Here is a 22,790-nt window from a genome sequence, read left to right as displayed (position 1 = left end):
CGCTCAGCGCTCGTACCGGCTGGGGAACGGGAAGTACGACTCAAGGAAGGCGTGCAGTCGGGCTCTGACGCGTTCCTTCTCGTCCTCGGGGGTGTTGACGTCGTTGAGGCAGATGAAGTCGAAACGGCGTGTGGTGGAGAGATCGGCGAGTCGCTCTTCGGCGTCGGGCCGGGCGATGTCGACGTACCGCAGCTTGTACTTGCCGGGGACGCCACGGCCGGTCAGATACGCGTAGTGGTGATGCAGCGACGCACCCATCGCGATGTCGGTCACGGCCCGGAACCGGGACCGGCTGGTGCGTGCGATGTCCTCCGCGAATCGCTCCTCCAACTCGGCCATGACCGAGCGGAGTTGGGGGTGCGGGGTGTGCATGAACTTGTTCGTGGTGAACCGTCCGTGGGTCCCGAGCAGCAGCTCCCGCACGTTCTTGCCCGCGGAGTTGGGCGCGGGCTCGTCGGGGTGCGGGGATCCCAGGCCGAGTTGGGACGGTGAGAAGGGGAGCTTCGCGATGCCGTTGGAGTGGAAGAAGTGATCGGGGGTGACCGGGCGGCCGAGGAGCACGTCGTCGTTGAAGTAGAGGTACCGCTCCGACAGGCCCTCTATGTGGTGCAACTGGGTGCCGATCGCATGGGAGTTGAAGACCGGCAGCGCGTTGACGTCGGCGAAGATGTCCTTGTGGTCCACGATCTGGATACCGGCGGCGTCGGTGTTCAGCCAGGGGGGTCTCTGACCGTCCGTGACGATGTAGACGTTGCGGACGAACGGGGCGAATGTCTCCAGGGACCGCAGTGAGTACTTCAGCTCGTCATGGCTGGTGTAGCGGGAGGCGCCCGACTCGCGGCCGTGAATGCGCGGCATCCCGCCGGAGTTCCGGAACGCCTGGCGGCGCGCGGCGAGTTCGGGGTCGCCGCCGTCGACCCAGGTGTACACGACGTCGAGGGGGATGTCCGAGACGTCGACCCGGGGCCGGAAGAGATCTTCGTACGTCGGGTGGGCGCGTCCCTCGATCGTGCGGACCGCGGTGGTGAGCGCCTTGGTGGGCAGTACGTCGGTCACCGGGTTCGGGCGGGGTGCGACCAGGGACTCGGCGAGAACGGAGGGCGGCGCCTGGTGGCGCAGGGCCCTCAGGTGATCGGCGCCGTGCTCCTCGTCGTCGAGGAGTGCCTGGCCGTCGCGCCAGAACTCGACATCGCAGCCGTAGGTGAGATCCGAGAGCAGTTGGCCGTCAGGACCGAGCAGTATCTCGCCGAAGCGGATGACGGACTGGCGCTTGAGCGTGGTGGGCAGGGCGCCGTCGGCGTAGAGGACGGCGTCGGTGGGCAGCCGGTCACCGCCCGTCCTCAGCGCGTACAGGGGCGCCGATCCGTACAGCGAGCGCAACGCGGCCAGCAGGTCCTTGCGGTCGGTGCGGCGGACGCCCACTACATGCCGGTTGAGTGAGCGGCCCGGTACCAGGAAGTAGTCGATTCCGGCGTGGGCCAGCGCGTCGGTCACCAGGCCCAGGTTGTGGGCCGACGCGCCGGCTGCCGTGAAGCTACGCACCTGTCGGCCGTAGAAGGTGTGCCCGTCGACCGTCAGGGTCCGCACGGTGTAGTCCGACGCCAGCAGGTCACGCCGCCGCTCGGCGATCCGCTCGTCGCGCCTACGCTCCTTGGCGGCGTCCCGGACGGCAGCGCGCTCCACCGCGCGCTGCTCGCGTATGCGGCCGGGCAGCAGACGCCCCCCGAGTGACGTGACGCGTGACGGCATGCCTGCTCCTACCTGGCGCATGTGAAAGGGAGAGGGAGATCGGGATCGAGAAAGGGAGAGAGCCGATCGCGCGGGTGAAAGGCGGCGATACGGCGAAATGGACGTGCTGCGGCGGAAGATGAGTGATGGTCAAGAAATGCCCGACGGGGGAGCGGTCATCTCTCGCCGTCCGTCACACGCATCCCGCTGTCCGTCATGCGCATCCCGCTGTCCGTCACGCGCGGCCCGCTATCCGTCACGCGCGGCGCATCGCCCGGAACAGGGCCGCAGGCGCTTCACAGCTTCCACATCCTCGTTTCCTGCTCGATGCAGGCTCCTGTGTCTGAATGTGGCGGTAAAGCCCGGAAAAGCCTGCCCAATGAACGTAAAGGAACTATGAAGTCGAGGTATGTGATCCGTCAAGTGTGAACGGGGGATTTCGTCCCGGGTGCCCGCAATGTGACGGCGAGATTAATTCGATTCCCAGGTGGCGGGCGTGTGCGGGTCACCCCGTCCAGGCCCCTCGATCTCGGGGTGCCGGGAAATCTCGTATCCCGGGTTCCAGCGGCATGTGATGTGTGCCATTGTACATGTCGCATGGCGCACGCATGGGCATGTCAAGGGTGAACTCAGGGCGAACTCTCCGGTTCATCAGCCCTCGTGCGCGACCACACCCTCACCGGGTCGCGCCTCGGCGCGGCTCCCCCCATCCCCGCTGGAGGCGGAAAGTGAGACCGAAGGTACGACGACCATCCGTCGTCAAACTCCTCGTCATGGCACTGGCGTTGTGTCTGGGAATCGGCGTGTTCGCGGCGCCGGGCCATGCGAGCCCCCTGAGTTCGGTCAGCGGCAAGGCGTCCGGTGCGGCGACCCCGATGAAGGCGCCGCCGGCGCCCTCCGTGGTCGACCCCCGCGGCGACGACCCCGAGCACATCCGCAAGACCCCACTGAAGCCCAAGGACCGTCCCCCGCTGCCCTCGACGAAGAACGCGCTCAAGCGGGACTACGACGACCCGGCGTTACCGGCGCCACGCCTCAGCCCCTCGATGAAGGCATCCCGGACGATCAACGGCCAGTCCGCCCACGGGAGTTCGACCAAGGCCGAGGGCGCCGCCTGTAGCGCCGCCGACTTCACCAGCCGGACCGGCGCCGCACTCGTCCAGCAGATCAAGGCGTCGACCACCGACTGCGTCAACACCCTCTTCAACCTCACCGGCGGCGACGCGTACAACGCCTTCCGTGAGGCACAGATGGTCAGCGTCGCCTACGCCCTGCGCGACGGCTCGGCGGCCTATCCGGGCAACAGTTCCACCGGGATGCCGCAGCTCGTGCTCTATCTGCGGGCGGGCTACTACGTGCACTGGTACAACGCGTCGACCGTCGGCACCTACGGCCCGACCCTGAAGACGGCCATCCGGTCCGGCCTGGACGCGTTCTTCGCCGGCTCCCACGCGCAGGACGTCAGCGACGCCAACGGCGAGACCCTGTCCGAAGCGGTCACGCTGATCGACAGCGCCGAGGAGAACGCCCGCTATCTCTACGTCGTGAAGCGGCTGTTGAACGGCTATGACAGCTCGTACAACGCGTCGTGGTGGATGCTCAACGCGGTGAACAACGTGTACACGGTGCTGTTCCGGGGCCACCAGGTGCCCGAGTTCGTCACCGCCGTGCAGTCCGACCCGAGCATCACCGACACGGTGTACGGCTTCGCGTCCTCGCACACCGCGCTGCTCGGCACCGACCAGGGTTATCTCGTCTCCAACGCGGGCCGTGAGCTCGGCCGTTTCCTCCAGCACAGCGCGATGTTCGGCAAGGTCCGCCCCCTGGTCATCGGGCTGCTGAACCAGACCTCCATCTCCGGCCGCACCGCCCCCCTGTGGGTCGGCGTCGCCGAGATGACCGACTACTACGACAAGGCCAACTGCTCCCTCTACGGCACCTGTGACCTCCAGAACCGCCTGGCGGCCGAGGTGCTTCCGATCAATCACACCTGTAGCTCCAGTCTTCGGGTCCGCGCACAGGAGATGACGGCCGCCCAGCTCTCGGCGACCTGCGCCGGCCTCGCCAACCAGGACGCCTACTTCCACGGCATCGTCAAGGACAGCGGCCCGGTCTCCGGCGACCGCAACACCATGCTGGAAGTCGTGGCGTTCAACTCCAGCACCGACTACCAGACCTACGCCGGCGCGATGTTCGGCATCGACACGAACAACGGCGGCATGTATCTCGAAGGCGACCCGTCCGCCACCGGGAACCAGCCACGGTTCATCGCGTACGAGGCCGAGTGGCAGCCGACATTCGAGATCTGGAATCTCAACCACGAGTACACGCATTACCTGGACGGCCGGTTCGACATGTACGGCGACTTCAACGCCAATGTCACCACGCCGACCATCTGGTGGATCGAGGGCTTCGCCGAGTACGTGTCCTACTCGTACCGCAACGTCACCTATGACGCCGCGATCACCGAAGCCGGGCGCCGCACCTATGCGTTGAGCACGCTGTTCGACACCACGTACAGCCATGACACCACCCGGATATACCGGTGGGGCTATCTCGCCGTGCGGTACATGCTCCAGTCGCACCCCAATGACATGGCGACCGTGCTCGGGTACTACCGCGCGGGCAACTGGAGCGCGGCCCGCAGCTATCTCACCGGCACCATCGGCTCGCGCTACGACAGCGACTGGTACACCTGGCTCGCGGCCTGCGCCGCCGGGAACTGCGGGGGCTCCACCAACCCGCCGGGCAATCAGCCGCCGACCGCCTCGTTCAGCGCGGCCGTCAGTGGTCTGACCGCCTCCTTCACCGATGCGTCCACCGACTCCGACGGCACCATCGCGTCACGCTCCTGGAACTTCGGCGACGGCGGTACGTCCACCGCGGCCAACCCGTCGAAGACGTACACCACGGCCGGCACCTACACCGTCAAGCTCACCGTCACCGACGACAAGGGCGCCACCGGCACGGCCACCCAGAGCGTCACCGTCGGCGGCGGAGGCACCAACCTCCCCGGGTGCACCGGCGCCGACGTACGTCAACTCGACCGCAACTGCCAGCGATCCGGCGTGTCCGGGACGCCGGGCAACTACTCCTATCTTTACGTGTATCTGCCGGCCGGGGTCCAGCAGTTCAAGGTCACCACGACCGGCGGCGCCGGCAACGCCGACCTCTACTACAGCAACAGCGGCTGGGCCACGACGAGTTCGTACACCAGCCGGTCCACCGGCTCCGGCAACGCCGAGACGCTGACCGTGAACGGCCCCGCGTCGGGCTGGCACTACATCAGCCTCGCCGGGGTCACCGACTTCTCGGGGGTGACCGTCAAGTCCGAGTACTGACAGGGCGGGAGGCCCTGAGGTGAGCGGGGGCGGGGATCCGTGGTCGACGGCGACGCGGGTCCCCGCCCTCCCCATGACTGGGCCCGCACGAAGGGGTTCATCAAGGGCTTACGAGGCCGGTTCCGTGGCCTTGGCAGCCGGCCGGGGCGGCCCTGCTCGCCGGCGACGGCACCCCCGGCACGGGCGATGCCGGATCCACCGGCTGGTACGTCGATCCCGTACTCCTCGCGGACGTGCCCGACGGCCACCCGCTGGACTTCTGCACCGCGCTGCGGACCGTGTCCCTGCTGCCGAGCGGACAGCCGGCCTGATCCGGGACGACAGCCCGCCTGACCCCATCGCACAGCCCCTCGCCATCTGGACCACGTCCGCTCCCTCTGGGCGGCCGGACGGCACGGGGAGCCGGAGCAGGAGTCGGCGCTGCGCCTGGGCGGCACTCGCTGACAACGGTGCCATCCCTGCCTTGCCGGCCGGGAAACCGCCCGTACGGGTCACCACAACGCGCCGTCCCCCGTCGCCACCCGGTGCAATGGACGGGTGACCGCGCCCCCGGACGACTGCCTCGCGCGCAATGACTGGATCTGCGGCGCGTATCTGACCACCCGCCGCAACATCCTCGCGGACGCCGTCGTCCAGCATCTCCAGCTCACGTTCCTCGCCGTGCTGATCGCCCTCGTCCTCGCGGTACCGCTGGCCGTCGCCGCGCGCCGCTGGGGGTGGGCCGCCGGACCGGTCCTCGCGATCACGACGATCCTCTACACGATCCCCTCGCTCGCGATGTTCTCGCTGCTGCTGCCGGCGTACGGTCTCTCCGCGTCGCTCGTCGTCGCGGGCCTCGTGCTGTACTCGCTGACCCTGCTGGTGCGGAACATCCTCGCCGGCCTGCGCGCCGTCCCCGAGGACACCCGGCAGGCCGCCCGCGGCATGGGATACGGGCCCGTCAGGATGCTGCTCACCGTGGAACTGCCCCTCGCCCTGCCCGCCGCCATGGCCGGACTGCGGATCGCCACCGTCTCCGCCGTCTCCCTGGTCACCGTCGGCGCGATCGTCGGCTTCGGCGGGCTCGGCAACCTCATCTACGCGGGCATGAACACCTACTTCAAGGCCCAGGTCCTCACCGCGTCCGTCCTGTGCGTGATCATCGCCGTGGTGGCCGACCTGGTGCTGCTCGGCGTACAGCGCCTCCTCACCCCCTGGACGAGGGCGGCCCGCGCGTGACGACCGTGACCGACGCCTGGCACTGGCTCACCGACCCCGCGCACTGGGCCGGCGACGACGGCATCTGGCACCGGCTGGTCCAACACCTCGTACTCACCGTCGTCTGCCTGATCATCAGCTGCCTCATCGCCCTGCCCGTCGCCCTGGTCCTCGGCCATCTCGGCAAGGGCGGCGCGCTCGCCGTGAACATCTCCAACATCGGCCGGGCCGTACCCACCTTCGCCGTCCTCGTACTGCTGCTCCTCACCCCGCTCGGGCAGTACGGCGAAGGGCCCACCGTCGTCGCCCTGGTCCTGTTCGCCGTACCCCCTCTGCTCACCAACGCGTACGTCGGCATGCGCGAGGTCGACCGCAGCGTGGTCGGTGCCGCGCGCGGGATGGGCATGACCGGCGGGCAGATGCTGTGGCGCGTCGAACTTCCCCTCGCGATGCCGCTCGTACTCAACGGCGTCCGCATCGCCGCCGTGCAACTCGTCGCGACGGCCACCATCGCCGCGCTGGCGGGCGGCGGCGGACTGGGCCGGATCATCACGGCCGGGTTCAATCTGGCCAGTACGCCGCAGGTGGTCGCGGGCGCGTTCCTCGTCGCCGTGTTCGCCCTGCTCGTCGAGGCGGTCTTCGAGATCACCGAGCGGGTCGTACCCGGCCTGGTCCGCCGCAGCAGGGCCGGATGAAGCGCCGCGCGGTGGCTCCGCTGGCCGCACTCCTCTGCCTGGCCTGCGGCTGCGCCACCGGACCGTCCCTGGAGACCCGAGGCAACGTCACCGCCCCGCCCGGCGACAGCAAGCATCTGACCATCGGATCCGCCGGATTCACCGAGAGTGACGTCCTCGCGCAGATGTACGCGCTGCTCCTCGGCAAGGCCGGCTACCGCACCGACCTGCTGACCGTGTCCAACCGCGAACTCTACGAACCCGCCCTGGAATCCGGGCAGATCGACGTCGTCCCGGAGTACGCCGCCACCTTCGCGGACTGGCTCAACACCAAGACCAACGGACCCCACGCGGCGCCGGTCGGCTCACCCGACCTGAACACCACGATGACCGCCCTGCGTAAGCTCGCCACGCCCCGGGGCCTGACCGTCCTCGACCCGGGCCGTGCCGTCGACCAGAACGCCTTCGCCGTGGCCGCCTCCTACGCCGAGCAGCACCACCTCAAAACCCTCAGCGACCTGGGGAAGTCCGGCCTCAAGGTGCGGCTCGCGGCGGGCGACGAATGCGTGCAGCGCCCTTACTGCGAGCCGGGCCTGAGGAAGGTGTACGGCATCGACATCACCGGGATCGACCCGAAGGGCGTCGGTACCACCCAGGCGAAGCAGGCCGTGCAGCGCGGCCAGGACCAGATGGTGCTCACCACGACCACCGACGCCACGCTCTCGGATTTCGACCTGGTCCTGCTCGCCGACGACAAGCACCTCCAGAACGCGGACTACATCGTCCCCGTCGTCAACCGCTCCCGCGCGGGCAGCGAACGGGTCACCAGCACCCTCGACACCCTCAACAAGGTCCTCACCACCCAGGACCTGGCCTCCCTGAACGAACAGATCGACAGCTGGCGCCGCCTACCGGAGGACGTGGCCCGCACGTATTTGAAGAACAAGGGCTTGATCTGACCAGCTACGCATCTGACACCGAGTCGAATCGGACCTCGTCCCGGGAAACGCCCTGTGCGTCCGCGTCCACCGACCGCCGCAACGCCTCATGCAACTTCGCCGGAGTCAGGACCCCGAGAAAGCGCGCGCCGTCGATCACGGCGACCCACCCGGCGTCATGCTGCAACATCACCCCGAACGCCTGCTTGAGCGGCGCCCCCACGGGAACCCACGCGTTCATCCGGTGCGCCAGTTCGCCGACCGTGCCGTCGGGCCCAGCGAGGGTCACCTCGTCGATGCCGACCCAGCCGTGCAGATCGCCGTGCTCGTCGAGGACCACCGCCCAGCGCGCATGCTCTTCCCGCAGTCGCGCGACGGCGTCGGCGGCGGACGCGTCGACCCGGAGGACGGACGGCTGCTCCAGGTCGGCCGGCTCGATCTCGGTCACCGACAGGCGTTTGAGACCCCGGTCGGCGCCCACGAACCCGGCGACGTACGGGGTCGCCGGGTTCCCGAGTACGGCGCCCGGTGTGTCGTACTGCTCGATACGGCCCTGCCCGTACACGGCGATGCGGTCGCCGAGCCGGACGGCCTCCTCGATGTCGTGAGTGACCAGCAGAACCGTCTTGCGTACGGCGGCCTGCATCCGCAGGAACTCGTCCTGCAACTGCTCCCGCACCACGGGGTCGACCGCGCCGAACGGCTCGTCCATCAGCAGCACCGGCGGATCGGCGGCGAGCGCCCGCGCCACACCGACCCGCTGCTGCTGGCCGCCGGAAAGCTGGTCGGGGTAGCGGGACCCGAACGTCTTGGGGTCCAGGCCGACCAGGTCGAGGAGTTCGGCGGCCCGCGCCCTGGCCTTCGCCTTCTTCCAGCCGACGAGCGAGGGCACCGTCGCGGTGTTGTCGAGGACGGTCCGGTGCGGGAAGAGGCCCACCTGCTGGATGACGTAGCCGATACGGCGGCGCAGCCGGACCGGGTCGACCTTCGCGATGTCCTCGCCGTCCACGAAGATCCGGCCGCCGGTCGGCTCGATGAGACGGTTCACCATCATCATGGTGGTCGTCTTGCCGCAGCCGGAGGGGCCGACCAGTGTGACCAGCTCACCCTCGCCGACCTCGAAGGAGAGGTCGTCCACGGCGGTCGTGCCGTCCGGATAGCGCTTGCTCACCTGCTCGAACCGGATCATGACCTCACGCTAGCCGGGTCCGTCAGTCGCCGCTCACCAGCACCACCTCCAGGGTGCGCGGACCGTGCACGCCCTCGACCCGGTCGAGTTCGATGTCGCTGGTCGCCGACGGGCCCGAGATCCAGGTGAGCGGCCGGACCGGGTCGATCCGCTCCATCGCGGCCGGCACCGAAGCGACCACCTGGTCCGGGACCCGTACGACACAGATGTGGTGGTCGGGGATCAGGGTGATCCTGCGGCGGCCCTGATCGGGACCGCCGTCCAGGACGATCGTGCCGGTCTCGGCGATCGCGAGCGCGCAGCCCGTGACCACGCTGTCGACCTCGTCAAGGGACCGTGCGGTACTGACCGCCCGGTCGTGCACCAGGGTCGGATCGGCGGCGGCCATCCACCCCTGCGGCAGTCCCGGCGGTACGAGGACGGACGCCGAACCCCGCTCGGCCAGCAGCCGCATGATCAGCATCGGCAGCTCCCCGGCGTCCACGCGGTGCACGATCGCCCGGTAGTCCGCCAGGTTCTCGGCGAGCAGATCGACGGTCTGGGCGGGCGTCCGCCGCCCGTGCTCCCGCAGATAGCTCCGGTCGACCGCCTCCTCGTACGGGGTCGCGTCGGGCGGGGCGTCGGCGAGGGCGCGGCGTACCCGGCCGAGGATCAGGTCCCTGCTGCTCATCGCGTCTCCTTCTTTCCGCCGTCGGTCCGTCGCCACCAGTCGCGGAACGACTCGGGCGGCACCTTCGGCAGATCGCGGGTCGCGCTCCACGCCTTGCCGGGACCGGGCAGCCGTCGCGGATGGAAGCGGCGGGTACGTGAGGCCAGGCGCTGGCCCGCGCGCAGGGCGCCCGGATGGTCGAAGGTCCAGCCCGCGGCGCGCATCGCGGCCCGCTCGGCCGCGTGGCCCTTCGCCGGCTTCAGCGTGACCTTGGCGCCGTGCAGCGTCACCGGACCGCCCTGGACGACCCGCTCCCGCAGTCGTACCAGCACCTCGGGGATGTCGATGGCGACCGGGCACACCTCGTAGCAGGCGCCGCACAGTGAGGACGCGTACGGCAGCGACGCGTCGATCTCGCTTGCCGTGCCCCGGAGTTGGGGGCTGAGGATCGCCCCGATGGGCCCGGGGTACACCGAGCCGTACGCGTGGCCGCCCGCCCGCTCGTACACCGGGCACACATTGAGACACGCCGAGCAGCGGATGCAGCGCAGGGCCTGGCGGCCGACCTCGTCGGCGAGGGTGTCGGTGCGGCCGTTGTCGAGGAGCACGAGATGGAAGACGCGCGGCCCGTCGGCGGTCCCGGCGTCCGTGGTGCCGGTCCACATCGAGGTGTACGGGTTCATCCGCTCGGCGGTCGAGGAGCGGGGGAGGGTCTGGAGGAAGACCTCCAGGTCGCGCCAGGTCGGCACGATCTTCTCGATGCCGACGACGGAGATCAGTGTCTCGGGGAGCGTCAGGCACATCCGGCCGTTGCCCTCGGACTCCACCACGACCAGGGTGCCCGTCTCGGCGACCATGAAGTTGGCGCCGGAGATGCCGACCTTGGCGCGCAGGAACTTCTCCCGCAGATGCAGCCGCGCGGCCTCCGCCAGCTCGGCCGGCGTGTCCGTGAGACCGTCCGGCGCCGGGCGGCCCCACGCGCCCATCTCGCGCGCGAAGATGTCCCGGATCTCGCCACGGTTGCGGTGGATCGCGGGAACCAGGATGTGCGACGGGCGGTCCTTGCCGAGCTGCACGATCAGCTCCGCGAGGTCCGTCTCGTACGCGTGGATGCCCTCGGCCTCCAGCGCCTCGTTGAGGCCGATCTCCTGCGTGGCCATCGACTTGACCTTCACGACCTCGCTCTCGCCGGTCTCCTTGACCAGGCGGGTGACGATCCGGTTCGCCTCGTCCGCGTCGGCCGCCCAGTGCACGACGCCGCCCGCGCGGGTCACCGACTCCTCCAACTGGACGAGATACCGGTCGAGATGGCGGAGCGTGTGGTCCTTGATCTGCTTGCCCGCCTCGCGCAGCCGGTCCCAGTCGTCGAGTTCGGCGACCGCGCGGGCCCGCTTGTCGCGGATGGTGTGGGTGGCGTGCCGCAGATTGCCGCGCAGCGTCTCGTCGCGTACGGCGTCGTGCGCGGCCACCGGGAACGCCGGCATCCCGACGAAGGTCCCGCTCATGCCAGGGGCTCCTCTTCCGTGCTCGCCAGGATCTCCGCGATGTGGACGGGGCGTTGGGCCGTGTGCAGCCGGGTCATGGTGCCGCCGATGTGCATGAGGCAGGAGTTGTCCGCGGCGCACAGCACATCGGCGCCCGTGGAGGCGGCGTTGCGCACCTTGTCGGCGCCCATCGCGGCGGAGACATCGGAGTTCTTCATGGCGAAGGTGCCGCCGAAGCCACAGCACTCGTCGGCGCCGGGCAGCTCCAGGAGTTCCAGTCCCTTCACCGCCCGCAGTAGCCGCGTCGGACGGTCCCCGAGGCCGAGCGAGCGCAGCCCGTGACAGGTCGGGTGGTACGTGACCGTGTGCGGGTAGCACGCGCCCACGTCCGTCACGCCCAGGACGTCCACCAGGAACTCCGTCAACTCGTACGTCTTCGGCACCACCGGGGCCAGTGCCGTCGCCAGGGTGTCGCCCCGGCCCTCCGCGCGGGCCCGCTCGCCCAGCCTCGGATACAGCTCCCGCACCATCGCCCCGCAGGAACCCGACGGAGTCACGATCGCGTCGTATTCACCGAAAACATCGGAGAAATGACGGGCCATGGGCTCCGCCTGATGCCGATAACCCGTGTTGTAGTGGGCCTGTCCGCAGCAGGTCTGGGCACTCGGGAACTCGACCTCGACCCCCAGTCTGGCCAGCAGTTTCACCACGGCACGGCCCGTATCGGGATAGAGCGTGTCGTTGACACAGGTCAGGAACAGGGCGACACGCATCGCTGGTTCCTCCTCATCAGTCATCGGATGGATGCAGAGTACGCCTTGCGGCGGGCTGACCGGGAGATCTGGGGTGCCGTCTCCTTGGTGCGGGGTGATCCCACCCGCCCGCCCGTGTGGTGTGTGACGCTGCGTCGTCGGCCGCGTGCCTCTGGTCGGCTGACGAGGGACGCTGCCGCGTGCCCGGCGGCCGGTGCCGCCCTTCGGGTCGTAGCGGCTCCTCTCCTCGGAGCGGGGTGATCCCACCCGCCCGCCCATGTGGTGGGCGGGCGTGCGTCGTCGGCTGCCCGTTTCTGGCCTTGTGGTGGGCGGTGGTGCGTCGGCGGCTGCCGGTTTCTGGGCTTGTCGTGTGCGGGTGCGCGGTGGCGTCCACGGCGGCCTTGTGGTGTGCGGGTGCGGGGCGTCGGTCGTTCTTTCGGTGCCTGCCCTTTTTGGTCAGGTGATTCGGGATTCCGCCTCTTGCCAGTGGGTCCTGGTGTTCCTTGGCTCGTAGCGGTGTACCTCCTGGGTGTCGGCTACGAGTTGTCTCAGTGTCGTGCGGTCCGGGCTCAGGGTGCCGTGGGTGCGGGCCTGGACGAGGACGTTGCCGAGTGCGGCGGCCTCGGCCGGGCCCGCTACCACCGGCAATCCGCAGGCGTCGGCGGTGAGTTGGCACAGGAGTGCGTTACGGGCGCCGCCGCCGACGATGTGCACCACGTCGACCGGGTGGCCGGCGAGCGACTGGGCCTCCTCGACCGCGCGGCGATGCGCGAGGGCGAGTGAGTCGAGGATGCACCGGGTCGTCTCGGCCGGGCCGTCCGGCACCGGCTGTCCCGACGCGCGGCACGCCTCCGCGATCCGTTCCGGCATGCGGCCGGGTGCCAGGAAACCGGGATCCCCGGCGTCCACGACGGAGCGGAGTGCCGGTATGTCCGCCGCGGCCCGCAGCAGTGGCGCCAACTCCGGTTCGCCCCACTCCCGCAGGCACTCCTGGAGCAGCCACAGGCCCATGATGTTGCGCAGATAGCGGACCGTGCCGTCGATCCCCAGCTCATTGGTGAAGTTGGCGGCCCGGCTCGCCTCGGTCAGCACGGGCGCGTCCAGCTCCAGGCCCGCGAGGGACCAGGTGCCGGTGCAGATGTACGCGAAGCGCTCACCGTCGGCGGCCGGGACGGCGGCGACGGCGGACGCCGTGTCGTGCGAGGCGACCGTCGTCACGGCGACCGGCCCGTCGAGCCCGGTCTCCTGGAGGACGCGGGGGAGCAGCAGCCCGGCCCGTTCGCCCGGCTGCCGCAGCGGCGGGAACAGGCCGAGGTCGACGCCGAGTCGGGCCGCGACGCCGTGCGCCCAGTCGCGGGTGCGCGGGTCGATCAGCTGGGTCGTCGACGCGTTGGTCAGCTCGGTGCCCGCCTCGCCGGTCAGCCAGTACGTGATCAGGTCGGGGATCAGCAACAGGCTTTCGGCGGCGGCCAGTTGACGGGTTCCACGAGCCGCCGCCAACTGGTACACGGTGTTGAAGGGCACGTACTGGATGCCTGTCGCGGCATACAGCTCGGCCGCCGGGACCGTCGCCCACACCTGCTCGGCGACGCCCTCGGTGCGGGCGTCGCGGTAGTGCACCGGATTGCCGAGCAGGGCGCCGTCGGCGTCCAGCAGGCCGTAGTCGACGGCCCAGCTGTCCACGCCGACCGAGTCGACCTGGCCCGCCGCGCGCAGCCCGTCGAGGACACCCGCGTACAGCCCGAGCACGTCCCACCGCAGTCCCTCGGCGACGCGTACGGGCCGGTTGCGGAACCGGTGGGCCTCGGTGAGCCGCAGTGTCCCGGGCCCCACCCGGCCGACGATCACCCGGCCGCTGGACGCCCCGAGGTCCACGGCGGCGAAGGTGCCGGCCGCCGATGCGGCGGCCGGCTTCGTGGTGCGGGTCGGTGGCTGAGCCGTCATCGCAGGAACGCGGCGGCCACACCCGCGTCGACCGGGACGTGCAGGCCCGTCGTGTGCGACAGGTCGCCGCCGGTCAGCGCGAACACCGCGTTGGCCACGTGCTCCGGCAGCACCTCGCGCTTCAGCAGGGTGCGCCGGGCGTAGAACTCGCCGAGCTGGTCCTCCTGCACGCCGTACACCGCGGCGCGCTGCGCGCCCCAGCCGCCGGCGAAGATGCCGGAGCCGCGCACCACACCGTCCGGGTTGACACCGTTGACCCGGATGCCGTGCTCTCCCAACTCGGCCGCGAGCAGGCGTACTTGATGGGCCTGGTCCGCCTTGGTCGCAGAGTAGGCGATGTTGTTGGGCCCGGCGAACACCGCGTTCTTCGATGCGATGTACACCAGGTCGCCGCCCATGCCCTGGGCGCACATGATCCGCGCGGCCTCCCGGGACACCAGGAACGAACCGCGCGCCATGATGTCGTGCTGGAGGTCCCAGTCCCGCGCGGTCGTCTCCAACAGCGGCTTGGAGATGGAGATTCCGGCGTTGTTCACGACCAGGTCGACCCCGCCGAAGGCGAGCAGCGCGGTACGGAACGCCGCCGCGATCTCGTCCTCGCTCGTCACATCGACCGTGACGGCCACCGCCTTGTCCGGGCCGCCCAGTTCCTTCGCGACACTCTCGGCGGTCGCCGCGTCCCGGTCGGCGACGACGACACACGCGCCCTCCGCGACCAGCCGGTGCGCGATGGCCCGCCCGATCCCGGAGCCCGCCCCGGTCACCAGCGCCACCCGGGTGGCCAGCGGACGCGGCGCCGGCATCCGCCGCAGCTTCGCCTCCTCCAGGGCCCAGTACTCGATACGGAACTTCTCCGACTCCTCGATCGGCGCGTACGAGGACACGGCCTCGGCGCCCCGCATCACGTTGATCGCGTTGACGTAGAACTCACCGGCGACCCGCGCGGTCTGCTTGTCCTTGCCGAAGCTGAACATGCCGACGCCCGGCACCAGGACGATCGCCGGGTCGGCGCCGCGCATCGCGGGCGAGTCCGCGTCGGCGTGCCGCGAGTAGTAGGCGGCGTACTCCGTCCGGTACTCCTCGTGCAGTTCCCGCAGCCGTGCGACCGTCTCCTCCAGGGGCGCCGTCGGCGGCAGATCCAGGACCAGCGGCCTGACCTTGGTGCGCAGGAAGTGGTCGGGGCAGGAGGTGCCGAGGGCCGCGAGGCGCGGGTGTTCGGCGCGCGCGACGAAGTCGAGGACCACGTCGGAGTCCGTGAAGTGGCCGACCTGCGGCCTGTCCTGCGAGGCGAGACCCCGGACCACGGGCCCGAGCGCGGCGGCCCGTGCCCGGCGCTCGTCATCGGGCAGCGGCTCGTACCCCGCGACGACCGGGCCGAACGGCTCCGGCCTGCCTCGCTCGGCGAGGAACGTCTCGGCGGTGCGGATGATGTGCAGGGCGTTACGCTCGCACGCGGCGGAGGTGTCGCCCCAGGCGGTGATGCCATGACCGCCGAGCACACAGCCGATCGCCTCGGGGTGAGCCTCCTTCACCGCGGCGATGTCCAGGCCGAGTTGGAAGCCGGGGCGGCGCCAGGGCACCCACACCACGGTGTCGCCGAAGCACTCGGCGGTCAGCCGCTCGCCGTCGGCCGCGCAGGCCAGCGCGATACCGGAGTCGGGATGCAGATGGTCGACATGCGCGGCGTCCACCAGGCCGTGCATCGCCGTGTCGATGGAGGGAGCGGCGCCGCCCTTGCCGTGCAGGCAGTAGTCGAAGGCCGCGACCATTTCGTCCTCACGCGCCACACCCGGGTACACGTCCTTCAGGGCGCGCAGCCGGTCCAGACGCAGCACGGCGAGACCCGCCTCGGTGAGTGTGCCGAGGTCGCCGCCGGAGCCCTTGACCCACATCAGGTCGATGTCGGTGCCTGTGACCGGGTCGGGCTCGGAGCCCTTCGCGGAGGTGTTGCCGCCCGCGTAGTTGGTGTTGCGGGGGTCCGCCCCGAGCCGGTGCGAGCGGTCCAACAGCTCACCCGGCACTGGATTCTGACGCTTCGTCATCCCGCTGTCACTCCCTGCCGTTCCGCTCCCCGTCATCCCGCTCACGCTCCCCATCCGGCCTGCTCGCCGCCGACCCGCTCCGCCACGATCCGCTCCTGCCAGCCCGACGCCCGATAGGCGGCCATCGGGTCGGGGGCCAGCCCCGACTCCTCGCGCAGTTCGGCGAGCAGCGGCCGGACATCGGTGTTGTACGCGTCCATCACCACCGCGTTCGCGGCCAGCACGTCGCCGGTCGACTGCGCGTCGCGCAGCGCGTCCGCGTCCACGAGCAGCGCCTTCGCGGTCGCCTCCTGGACGTTCATCACCGAGCGGATGATCGCGGGGATCTTTGCCTCGATGTTGTGGCACTGATCGAGCATGAAGGCGGTGTCGTCGGTGAACCCGCCGCCGCGCACCACCTCGTACATGATCCGGAACAGCTGGAAGGGATCGGCGGCGCCGACCATCAGGTCGTCGTCCGCGTAGAAGCGGGAGTTGAAGTCGAAGGCGCCGAGCTTGCCCTCGCGCAGCAGCGTCGCCACGATGAACTCGATGTTGGTGCCGGGCGCGTGGTGCCCGGTGTCCACGACGACCTGCGCCTTCGGGCCGAGTTTGAGGCAGTGCGCGTACGCCGTGCCCCAGTCGGGCACGTCGGTGGCGTAGAACGCGGGCTCGAAGAGCTTGTACTCCAGGAGCATCCGCTGCCCCTCACCCAGCCGCTCGTAGACCGCGGCGAGTGCCTCGGCGAGCCGGTCCTGACGGTCGCGGAGGTCGTCCTGGCCCGGATAGTTGGTGCCGTCCGAGAACCACAGCTTGAGATCGCGCGAGCCCGTGGCGTCCATGACGTCGACGCACTCCAGGAGATGCCCGAGCGCCTTGCGCCGGATCGCCGGGTCGGGGTTGGTGACCGAGCCCAGCTTGTAGTCGTCGTCCTGGAACACATTGGAGTTGATCGCGCCGAGCCGCAGGCCGCGGTCGGCCGCGTACGCGGCGAGCGCGCCGTAACTGTCCTCGCTCTCCAATCGGTCCCACGGGATGTGCAGCGCCACGCTCGGCGCCACGCCGGTGAACTCGTGGACACGGGCCGCGTCGTCGAGCTTCTCGCGTGGGTCGCGCGGAACCCCGGGCTGCGTGAACACCTTGAACCGGGTGCCGGAGTTCCCGTACGCCCAGGAGGGTGTCTCGATCCGCTGGGTCGCGAGCGCCGACTTCACGGCCGACAGGTCTGGCATGAGGCCACCTCTGAAAACGATTCAATCGAACAACCGGCACCCTTGCGCGACTCGGCCCCGACGTCAAGACCCCAGCCCGCACTTGCGGTCTTTCTGGAATTTGGCGAGCGGAACCCCTTGACGTGGTTCCGGCCCACGGTTAGCTTCCCGGCAACTCGATTGAAACATTTCATCTCTTCGTCAGCGGGAGCAGCCTCATGACCCAGTCGGAACCGGACACCGCTCCGGTCCTCGCGCTCCGGGGGGTGAGCAAATCCTTCGGCGCCGTGCGCGCGCTCCGGGACGTGTCCCTGCGGCTGTACGCGGGGGAGGCACACGCCCTCGCGGGTGAGAACGGCGCCGGCAAGTCGACACTCATCAAGACCCTGGCCGGCGTGTACCGCCCGGACACCGGCACCGTCCTGCTCGACGGCGAGCCGGCCGTCCTGCACGGCCCCGCCGACGCCCGCGACGCCGGAATCGCCGTGATCTACCAGGAGCCGACGCTCTTCCCGGACCTGTCCGTCGCCGAGAACATCTTCATGGGCCGCCAGCCCCGCCGCTCCCTGGGCCGCGTCGACCACAAGGCCGTACGCGCCGCCGCTGCCGCCCTCTTCGCGCGGCTCGGCGTCGACCTGGACCCGGAGCAGCCCGCGCGCGGACTGTCCATCGCCGACCAGCAGATCGTCGAGATCGCCAAGGCCCTCTCGTTCGACGCCCGCGTCCTGATCATGGACGAGCCGACCGCCGCCCTCACCGGCAGCGAGGTCGCCCGCCTCTTCGGCGTCGTACGGACCCTGCGCGCCCAGGGCGCGGCGGTGCTGTTCATCTCGCACCGTCTGGAGGAGATCTTCGAGCTGTGCCAGCGCGTCACCACGCTACGCGACGGCGCCCTGATCGCCAGCGAGCCCCTGGACGGGCTCACCGAGGACGATCTCGTACGCCGCATGGTCGGCCGCGAGCTGGACGAGCTGTACCCCAAGCAGGCCACCGAGATCGGTGAAGTCGCCCTGAGCGTGCGCCGGTTGACCCGTGAGGGCGTCTTCACGGATGTGTCGTTCGAGGTGCGGCGCGGCGAGATCGTCGGGCTCGCGGGACTCGTCGGCGCCGGGCGCAGCGAGGTCGCGCGGGCCGTCTTCGGCGTCGACCGCTGGGACGCCGGCACCGTCGAGGTCGACGGCCGCCCGCTCGTCAACGGCGCGCCCAGCACCGCGATGGCCGCGGGGCTCGCCCTCGTCCCCGAGGACCGGCGCGCCCAGGGCCTCGTGATGGACATGTCCATCGAGCGGAACATCGGGCTCACCGGGCTGCGCAGCACCGTCCGCGCGGGCCTCATGGACCGCCGCGCCGAACGCAGCCGCTCCCTGGACTGGGCGGTGCGCCTCCAGGTCAAGTACGCCCGCATCGCGGACGCCGTCGGCACCCTGTCCGGCGGTAATCAGCAGAAGGTCGTCCTCGCCAAGTGGCTGGCCACCGGACCCACGGTCCTGATCGTGGACGAGCCCACGCGCGGCATCGACGTCGGCACCAAGGCCGAGGTGCACCGGCTCCTGTCGGGCCTGGCCGCCGACGGCGTCGCCGTCCTGATGATCTCCTCCGACCTGCCCGAGATCCTCGGCATGGCCGACCGCGTCCTCGTCATGCACGAGGGCCGCCTCACCGCCGAGATACCCCGCGCCGACGCCACCGAGGAGTCCGTCATGGCCGCTGCCACCGGACGCGACCACGGGAGGGCCGCGTGACCGTCACCGAACGCCCCGCGGCGCCCGCCGTCGACCCCGAGAAGGCCGGCGGTACCCGGCTCGTGGACCGGGTCTTCAAGATGCGGGAACTCGCCATCCTGCTGGTCTTCCTGGTGATGATCGGCGTCACCCAGGCCGGCAACAGCGAATTCCTGTCCGAGCAGGGCATCAAGGACCTGCTCCTCAACGCCACCATCCTGGTCCTGGTCGCCACCGGGCAGGCCCTCGTGGTGATCACCAAGAACGTCGACCTGTCCGTCGGCTCCACACTCGGTATCAGCGCCTTCGCCGCGGGCACCTACCTCCAGGGCGGCGGCAACGGCGTCGTCGCGATCGTCATCGCCGTCGCGCTCGGCATCGGCTGCGGCCTCCTGAACGGCGCGCTCGTCAGCCTCGGCCAGGTCCCCGCCCTCGTCGTCACCCTCGGCACCCTCTACATCATCCGGGGCATCGACTCGATCTGGGTCGGCTCCCGCCAGATCACCGCGTCCGACCTGCCCGGCGGCTTCGTCGACTTCGGCTCCGGCGGGATCTCCGCGGTGCCCTATCTCGCACTCATCGCCGCGGCCGTCGTCGCCGCCACCGCGTACTACCTGCGGCAGTTCGGCGGCGGACGCGAGCTGTACGCGCTGGGCTCCAACCCGGAGGCCGCGCGCCTCGCGGGTATCCCCGTCCGCAAGCGCATCCTCGCCGCCTACACGGCCTGCGGCGCGCTCGCCGGACTCGCGGGCGCCCTCTACCTCGCCCGCTTCGGGAACGTCGACTCCTCGACCGGCACCGGCTACGAACTGACCGTCGTCAGCGCCGTCGTCGTCGGCGGTGTCGTCTTCACCGGCGGCTCCGGCAGCGTCTACGGGGCCGCGCTCGGCGCCCTCCTGCTGACCTCGATCAACAGCGTGCTGCCCGCGCTCGGCGTCAGCTCGGTCTGGGTCCTCGCCATCAACGGTGTGCTGCTCGTACTCGCCATCGCCGTCGACCGGATCGTCGCCCTGCGCGTCGCCAAGGCCCTGAAGAAGAGGAACGCCCGCCATGGCTGACACCTCAGCGCCGCTCGCCCGCCGTTCCCTCCCACTGCGCTGGGACACGGCCGTCGGGGTCCTCCTGGTGGTACTGCTCCTGATGTCGTTCTCCTTCGTGGACGGCTTCGGGAACGCGCTCAACCTGTCGTTCCTCATCGGCAACACCCTGCCGATCGCGCTGATCGCCCTGCCGATGACGCTGCTCGTGGTCTCCGGCGAGATCGACCTGTCCGTCGCCTCCACGGCCGGACTCTCCGGCGCCGTCATGGGCTCCCTGTGGAACGCGGGCCTGTCCATCGAGACGATCATCCCGATCTGTCTGCTGCTCGGCGTGGTCTGCGGCCTGGTCAACGGCCTCCTGGTGACCCGCCTCGGGCTGCCCTCGCTCGCCGTCACCATCGGCACCATGGCCGCCTACCGGGGCATCGCGCAGATCGTCCTCGGCTCCGACGCGGTCACCGACTTCCCCACCCAGTACCTGGACTTCGCGGCGGGCCGGATCGGGGACACCTTCCTCCCGTACGCCCTGCTGCCCTTCCTGGTGCTGCTCGCCATCGCCGTGGTCGTGCTGCACGCCACGCCGTTCGGCCGCTCCCTGTTCGCCATCGGCGCCAACGAGGAGGCCGCCCGGTTCGCCGGGATCCGCGTCAAGCGGCACAAGCTGTGGCTGTTCGTCGCCACCGGGCTGATGGCCTCGCTCACCGGCGTCTTCTGGGCCCTGCACTACGCCTCGGCCCGCTACGACAACGCCACCGGGCTCGAACTGTCCGTCGTCGCGGCCGTCCTGCTCGGCGGCATCGACTTCGACGGCGGCAAGGGCACGCTCGGCGGCGCCATCGCCGGAGTGTTCCTCCTCGGCGCCCTCCAGAACGCTATGAGCCTGCTCAACGTCTCCGCCCAGTCGCAGATCGTCGTCACCGGCGTCCTGCTCGTCGTCTCGGTCCTCGGGCCGCGCGTCGCCCGGCAGATCAGCACGGCACGCGCCGGCCGCAGGGCCGGCGGCGGCCCCGTCAAGGGAGAGGGCCACCAGGCCACCGCTCCCGTCCCCTGACCCCACGGCACCACCCGCGTCACCCGTAGCCCCCCTGCCCTGCCACCACCCTCAACGCACAGTTCGAAAGGGACCGACGATGTTCTCTCCCGCTCTCCGCCGCTCCTGCGCGGCGCTCGCCGCGGTGACCTCCCTCGCCCTCGCCGCCACCGCGTGCGGCGGCACCACCAAGAACTCCTCCAAGGGGGAGGACACCGCCAAGACGTCCGATGTGAAGGCCGACCCGAACGCGGCCACCAAGAAGGGCCTGACGGTCGCCTTCCTGCCCAAGCAGGTCAACAACCCGTACTTCACGGTCGCCGACAAGGGCGGCGAGCAGGCGCTGAAGGACCTCGGCTCCACCTACAAGGAGACGGGCCCCAACAGCGCTACGGACACCTCGGGCCAGGTCTCCTACGTCAACACGCTCACCCAGCAGCAGGTCGACGCGATGGCCGTGTCCGCGCAGGACCCCGGCGCCCTGTGCACCGCGCTCAAGCAGGCCATGAAGAACGGCATCAAGGTCGTCACCTACGACTCGGACACCAACCCCGAGTGCCGTGACGTGTTCGTCTCGCAGGCCAGCGCCGAGGCCCTGGGCCGCACCCAGGTGGAACTGCTCGGCAAGCAGCTCGGCTACAAGGGCGAGATCGCGATCCTGTCCGCCGCGCAGACGGCGACGAACCAGAACACCTGGATCGAGTTCATGAAGGACGAGCTGAAGAAGCCCCAGTACAAGGACATGAAGCTGGTCAAGACCGCCTACGGCAACGACGACGCCCAGCAGTCCTTCCAGCAGACGCAGGGCCTTCTCCAGGAGTTCCCGAAGCTCGCCGGGATCATCTCGCCCACCACCGTCGGCATCAAGGCGGCGGCCCAGTACCTGGCGGGCTCCAAGTACAAGGGCAAGGTCAAGCTGACCGGTCTCGGTACGCCCAACGACATGCGCCAGTACGTCAAGAACGGCACCGTCGAGGGCTTCGAGCTGTGGGACCCGGCGAAGCTCGGCGCCCTCGCCGCGCACGCCGCCGTCGCGCTGAAGTCCGGGCAGATCACGGGTGCCAAGGGCGAGACCTTCAAGGCCGGTGACCTCGGCAGCTTCACCATCGGCGACAAGGGCGTCATCGATCTGGGCGCGCCGACGGTGTTCACCAAGGACAACATCGACCAGTTCAAGTTCTGAGCGTTCACGTTCCGAGAGGCCAAGCCGTGCAGCGCGTCTGTTTCCTGCTGAAGGTCCGCGCCGACCGCGTCGAGGAGTACCGGGAGCGCCACGCCGATGTGTGGCCCGCCATGCTCGACGCGCTCAGCGGAGCCGGGTGGGGCAACTACTCGCTCTTCCTGCGGGACGACGGGCTGCTCGTCGGCTATCTGGAGACCGAGGACTTCGACCGCGCCCGCGCCGCCATGGACGCGACCGACGTCAACGCCCGCTGGCAGCGCGAGATGGCCGAATTCTTCGAGGCGCTCGACGGCTCCGCACCGGATGCCGCCATGCGTCCCCTCGAAGAGGTGTTCCACCTCGGATGACATGCCGCCCCGGAGGTGCCCGGGGCGGCATACCCTGACACACTCGGCCCGGAGCGGGCCGCCCTCGCGGCAGGACGGAGCACGTGGCACACATGGTCGGCATCAAGGACGTGGCGAAGCACGCCGGGGTGTCCGTCGGCACCGTGTCGAATGTGATCAACCGGCCCGACATGGTCTCCGAGGAGACCCGGCGCCGGGTCCTGTCCGTCATAGAGCGGCTCGGATACGTACGCAGCGAGTCGGCGCGTCAACTGCGTGCCGGACGCAGCCGGATCATGTCCCTCCTCGTCCTCGACATGGGCAACCCCTTCTTCGTGGACGTGGCGCGCGGCGCCGAACGC

Annotated in this window: 18 protein-coding genes; 10 read left to right on the top strand and 8 right to left on the bottom strand. The window is 70.0% G+C overall.

All coding sequences use genetic code 11. The annotated features are described in order from the left end of the window. Positions 1–3 precede the first annotated feature (3 nt). On the bottom strand, positions 4–1,749 hold the full coding sequence (locus ACFVT5_RS31725; protein ID WP_389895097.1) for a stealth family protein: 1,746 nt from the start codon (positions 1,747–1,749) through the stop codon (positions 4–6). 752 nt (positions 1,750–2,501) lie between these two features. Here ACFVT5_RS31725 and ACFVT5_RS31720 point away from each other — a divergent pair. The 4 genes from ACFVT5_RS31720 (at position 2,502) to ACFVT5_RS31705 (ending at position 7,899) form a co-directional block, all read left to right on the top strand. Continuing rightward, the gene (locus ACFVT5_RS31720; RefSeq protein WP_389895095.1) at positions 2,502–5,069 is read left to right on the top strand and encodes a collagenase; all 2,568 of its coding nucleotides are present in this window, start codon (positions 2,502–2,504) and stop codon (positions 5,067–5,069) included. A 537-nt stretch (positions 5,070–5,606) separates the two neighbouring features. Beyond that, positions 5,607–6,287, top strand: coding sequence for an ABC transporter permease (locus tag ACFVT5_RS31715; protein WP_389895093.1), 681 nt, complete (start codon positions 5,607–5,609; stop codon positions 6,285–6,287). Further along, on the top strand, positions 6,284–6,961 hold the full coding sequence (locus ACFVT5_RS31710; RefSeq protein ID WP_389895091.1) for an ABC transporter permease: 678 nt from the start codon (positions 6,284–6,286) through the stop codon (positions 6,959–6,961). Before ACFVT5_RS31715 ends, ACFVT5_RS31710 begins: the two co-directional genes overlap by 4 nt. Continuing rightward, complete coding sequence (locus tag ACFVT5_RS31705) at positions 6,958–7,899, top strand: ABC transporter substrate-binding protein (RefSeq protein WP_389895089.1); 942 nt, start codon at positions 6,958–6,960, stop codon at positions 7,897–7,899. The genes ACFVT5_RS31710 and ACFVT5_RS31705 overlap by 4 nt, the downstream gene beginning before the upstream one ends. Positions 7,900–7,903: 4 nt before the next feature. On the opposite strand, the gene ACFVT5_RS31700 is transcribed toward ACFVT5_RS31705, so the two are convergent. The 7 genes from ACFVT5_RS31700 to rhaI all read right to left on the bottom strand — a co-directional run bounded on the left by ACFVT5_RS31700 (position 7,904) and on the right by rhaI (position 17,149). Next, positions 7,904–9,067, bottom strand: coding sequence for an ABC transporter ATP-binding protein (locus tag ACFVT5_RS31700; RefSeq protein ID WP_389895087.1), 1,164 nt, complete (start codon positions 9,065–9,067; stop codon positions 7,904–7,906). Positions 9,068–9,089: 22 nt separating this feature from the next. Then, positions 9,090–9,737, bottom strand: a complete 648-nt coding sequence (locus ACFVT5_RS31695) for a lactate utilization protein C (protein WP_389895085.1) — start codon at positions 9,735–9,737, stop codon at positions 9,090–9,092. Further along, complete coding sequence (locus tag ACFVT5_RS31690; RefSeq protein WP_389895083.1) at positions 9,734–11,221, bottom strand: LutB/LldF family L-lactate oxidation iron-sulfur protein; 1,488 nt, start codon at positions 11,219–11,221, stop codon at positions 9,734–9,736. The genes ACFVT5_RS31695 and ACFVT5_RS31690 overlap by 4 nt, the downstream gene beginning before the upstream one ends. After that, positions 11,218–11,973, bottom strand: coding sequence for a (Fe-S)-binding protein (locus tag ACFVT5_RS31685; RefSeq protein ID WP_389895081.1), 756 nt, complete (start codon positions 11,971–11,973; stop codon positions 11,218–11,220). Before ACFVT5_RS31685 ends, ACFVT5_RS31690 begins: the two co-directional genes overlap by 4 nt. A gap of 435 nt (positions 11,974–12,408) precedes the next feature. Then, a complete protein-coding gene (locus ACFVT5_RS31680) occupies positions 12,409–13,896 on the bottom strand; it encodes a rhamnulokinase family protein (RefSeq protein ID WP_389895079.1) in 1,488 nt (495 codons plus the stop codon). Continuing rightward, positions 13,893–15,938 (bottom strand): bifunctional aldolase/short-chain dehydrogenase, encoded by a 2,046-nt coding sequence (locus tag ACFVT5_RS31675; RefSeq protein WP_389895077.1) that lies wholly within the window; start codon positions 15,936–15,938, stop codon positions 13,893–13,895. Before ACFVT5_RS31675 ends, ACFVT5_RS31680 begins: the two co-directional genes overlap by 4 nt. 41 nt (positions 15,939–15,979) lie before the next feature. Then, entirely contained in the window at positions 15,980–17,149 is a 1,170-nt protein-coding gene (rhaI, locus tag ACFVT5_RS31670; RefSeq protein WP_389895075.1) for an L-rhamnose isomerase, read from the bottom strand. Positions 17,150–17,346: 197 nt separating this feature from the next. On the opposite strand from rhaI, the gene ACFVT5_RS31665 reads away from it, so the two are divergent. The 6 genes from ACFVT5_RS31665 to ACFVT5_RS31640 form a co-directional block, all read left to right on the top strand. Then, positions 17,347–18,870, top strand: a complete 1,524-nt coding sequence (locus ACFVT5_RS31665) for a sugar ABC transporter ATP-binding protein (protein WP_389895073.1) — start codon at positions 17,347–17,349, stop codon at positions 18,868–18,870. Beyond that, a complete protein-coding gene (locus ACFVT5_RS31660) occupies positions 18,867–19,907 on the top strand; it encodes an ABC transporter permease (RefSeq protein ID WP_389895071.1) in 1,041 nt (346 codons plus the stop codon). The genes ACFVT5_RS31665 and ACFVT5_RS31660 overlap by 4 nt, the downstream gene beginning before the upstream one ends. Then, positions 19,900–20,940 carry an ABC transporter permease gene (locus ACFVT5_RS31655; protein WP_389895069.1) on the top strand — a complete coding sequence of 347 codons (1,041 nt, stop codon included), beginning with the start codon at positions 19,900–19,902 and terminating at the stop codon, positions 20,938–20,940. The genes ACFVT5_RS31660 and ACFVT5_RS31655 overlap by 8 nt, the downstream gene beginning before the upstream one ends. Before the next feature lie 79 nt (positions 20,941–21,019). Beyond that, positions 21,020–22,102 carry a rhamnose ABC transporter substrate-binding protein gene (gene rhaS, locus ACFVT5_RS31650; RefSeq protein WP_389895067.1) on the top strand — a complete coding sequence of 361 codons (1,083 nt, stop codon included), beginning with the start codon at positions 21,020–21,022 and terminating at the stop codon, positions 22,100–22,102. 26 nt (positions 22,103–22,128) lie between these two features. After that, entirely contained in the window at positions 22,129–22,449 is a 321-nt protein-coding gene (locus ACFVT5_RS31645) for an L-rhamnose mutarotase (RefSeq protein WP_389895065.1), read from the top strand. Positions 22,450–22,532: 83 nt separating this feature from the next. Continuing rightward, positions 22,533–22,790, top strand: a 258-nt coding sequence (locus ACFVT5_RS31640; RefSeq protein ID WP_389895063.1) for a LacI family DNA-binding transcriptional regulator, incomplete at its 3' end; no start/stop codon positions are given.

It is taken from the genome of Streptomyces sp. NPDC058001, assembly GCF_042886315.1.
Lineage (GTDB): Bacteria > Actinomycetota > Actinomycetes > Streptomycetales > Streptomycetaceae > Streptomyces.
This window is presented reverse-complemented; position numbering and strand designations above follow the sequence as displayed.

Excerpts from the sequence above, each read along its gene's own strand:
- ACFVT5_RS31685 (WP_389895081.1), bottom strand. The coding sequence starts at position 11,973 with ATGCGTGTCGCCCTGTTCCTGACCTGTGTCAACGACACGCTCTATCCC.
- rhaI (WP_389895075.1), bottom strand. The coding sequence starts at position 17,149 with ATGCCAGACCTGTCGGCCGTGAAGTCGGCGCTCGCGACCCAGCGGATC.
- ACFVT5_RS31725 (WP_389895097.1), bottom strand. The coding sequence starts at position 1,749 with ATGCCGTCACGCGTCACGTCACTCGGGGGGCGTCTGCTGCCCGGCCGC.
- rhaS (WP_389895067.1), top strand. The coding sequence starts at position 21,020 with ATGTTCTCTCCCGCTCTCCGCCGCTCCTGCGCGGCGCTCGCCGCGGTG.
- ACFVT5_RS31700 (WP_389895087.1), bottom strand. The coding sequence starts at position 9,067 with ATGATCCGGTTCGAGCAGGTGAGCAAGCGCTATCCGGACGGCACGACC.
- ACFVT5_RS31655 (WP_389895069.1), top strand. The coding sequence starts at position 19,900 with ATGGCTGACACCTCAGCGCCGCTCGCCCGCCGTTCCCTCCCACTGCGC.
- ACFVT5_RS31720 (WP_389895095.1), top strand. The coding sequence starts at position 2,502 with ATGGCACTGGCGTTGTGTCTGGGAATCGGCGTGTTCGCGGCGCCGGGC.
- ACFVT5_RS31665 (WP_389895073.1), top strand. The coding sequence starts at position 17,347 with ATGACCCAGTCGGAACCGGACACCGCTCCGGTCCTCGCGCTCCGGGGG.
- ACFVT5_RS31680 (WP_389895079.1), bottom strand. The coding sequence starts at position 13,896 with ATGACGGCTCAGCCACCGACCCGCACCACGAAGCCGGCCGCCGCATCG.
- ACFVT5_RS31690 (WP_389895083.1), bottom strand. The coding sequence starts at position 11,221 with ATGAGCGGGACCTTCGTCGGGATGCCGGCGTTCCCGGTGGCCGCGCAC.
- ACFVT5_RS31675 (WP_389895077.1), bottom strand. The coding sequence starts at position 15,938 with ATGACGAAGCGTCAGAATCCAGTGCCGGGTGAGCTGTTGGACCGCTCG.
- ACFVT5_RS31705 (WP_389895089.1), top strand. The coding sequence starts at position 6,958 with ATGAAGCGCCGCGCGGTGGCTCCGCTGGCCGCACTCCTCTGCCTGGCC.
- ACFVT5_RS31695 (WP_389895085.1), bottom strand. The coding sequence starts at position 9,737 with ATGAGCAGCAGGGACCTGATCCTCGGCCGGGTACGCCGCGCCCTCGCC.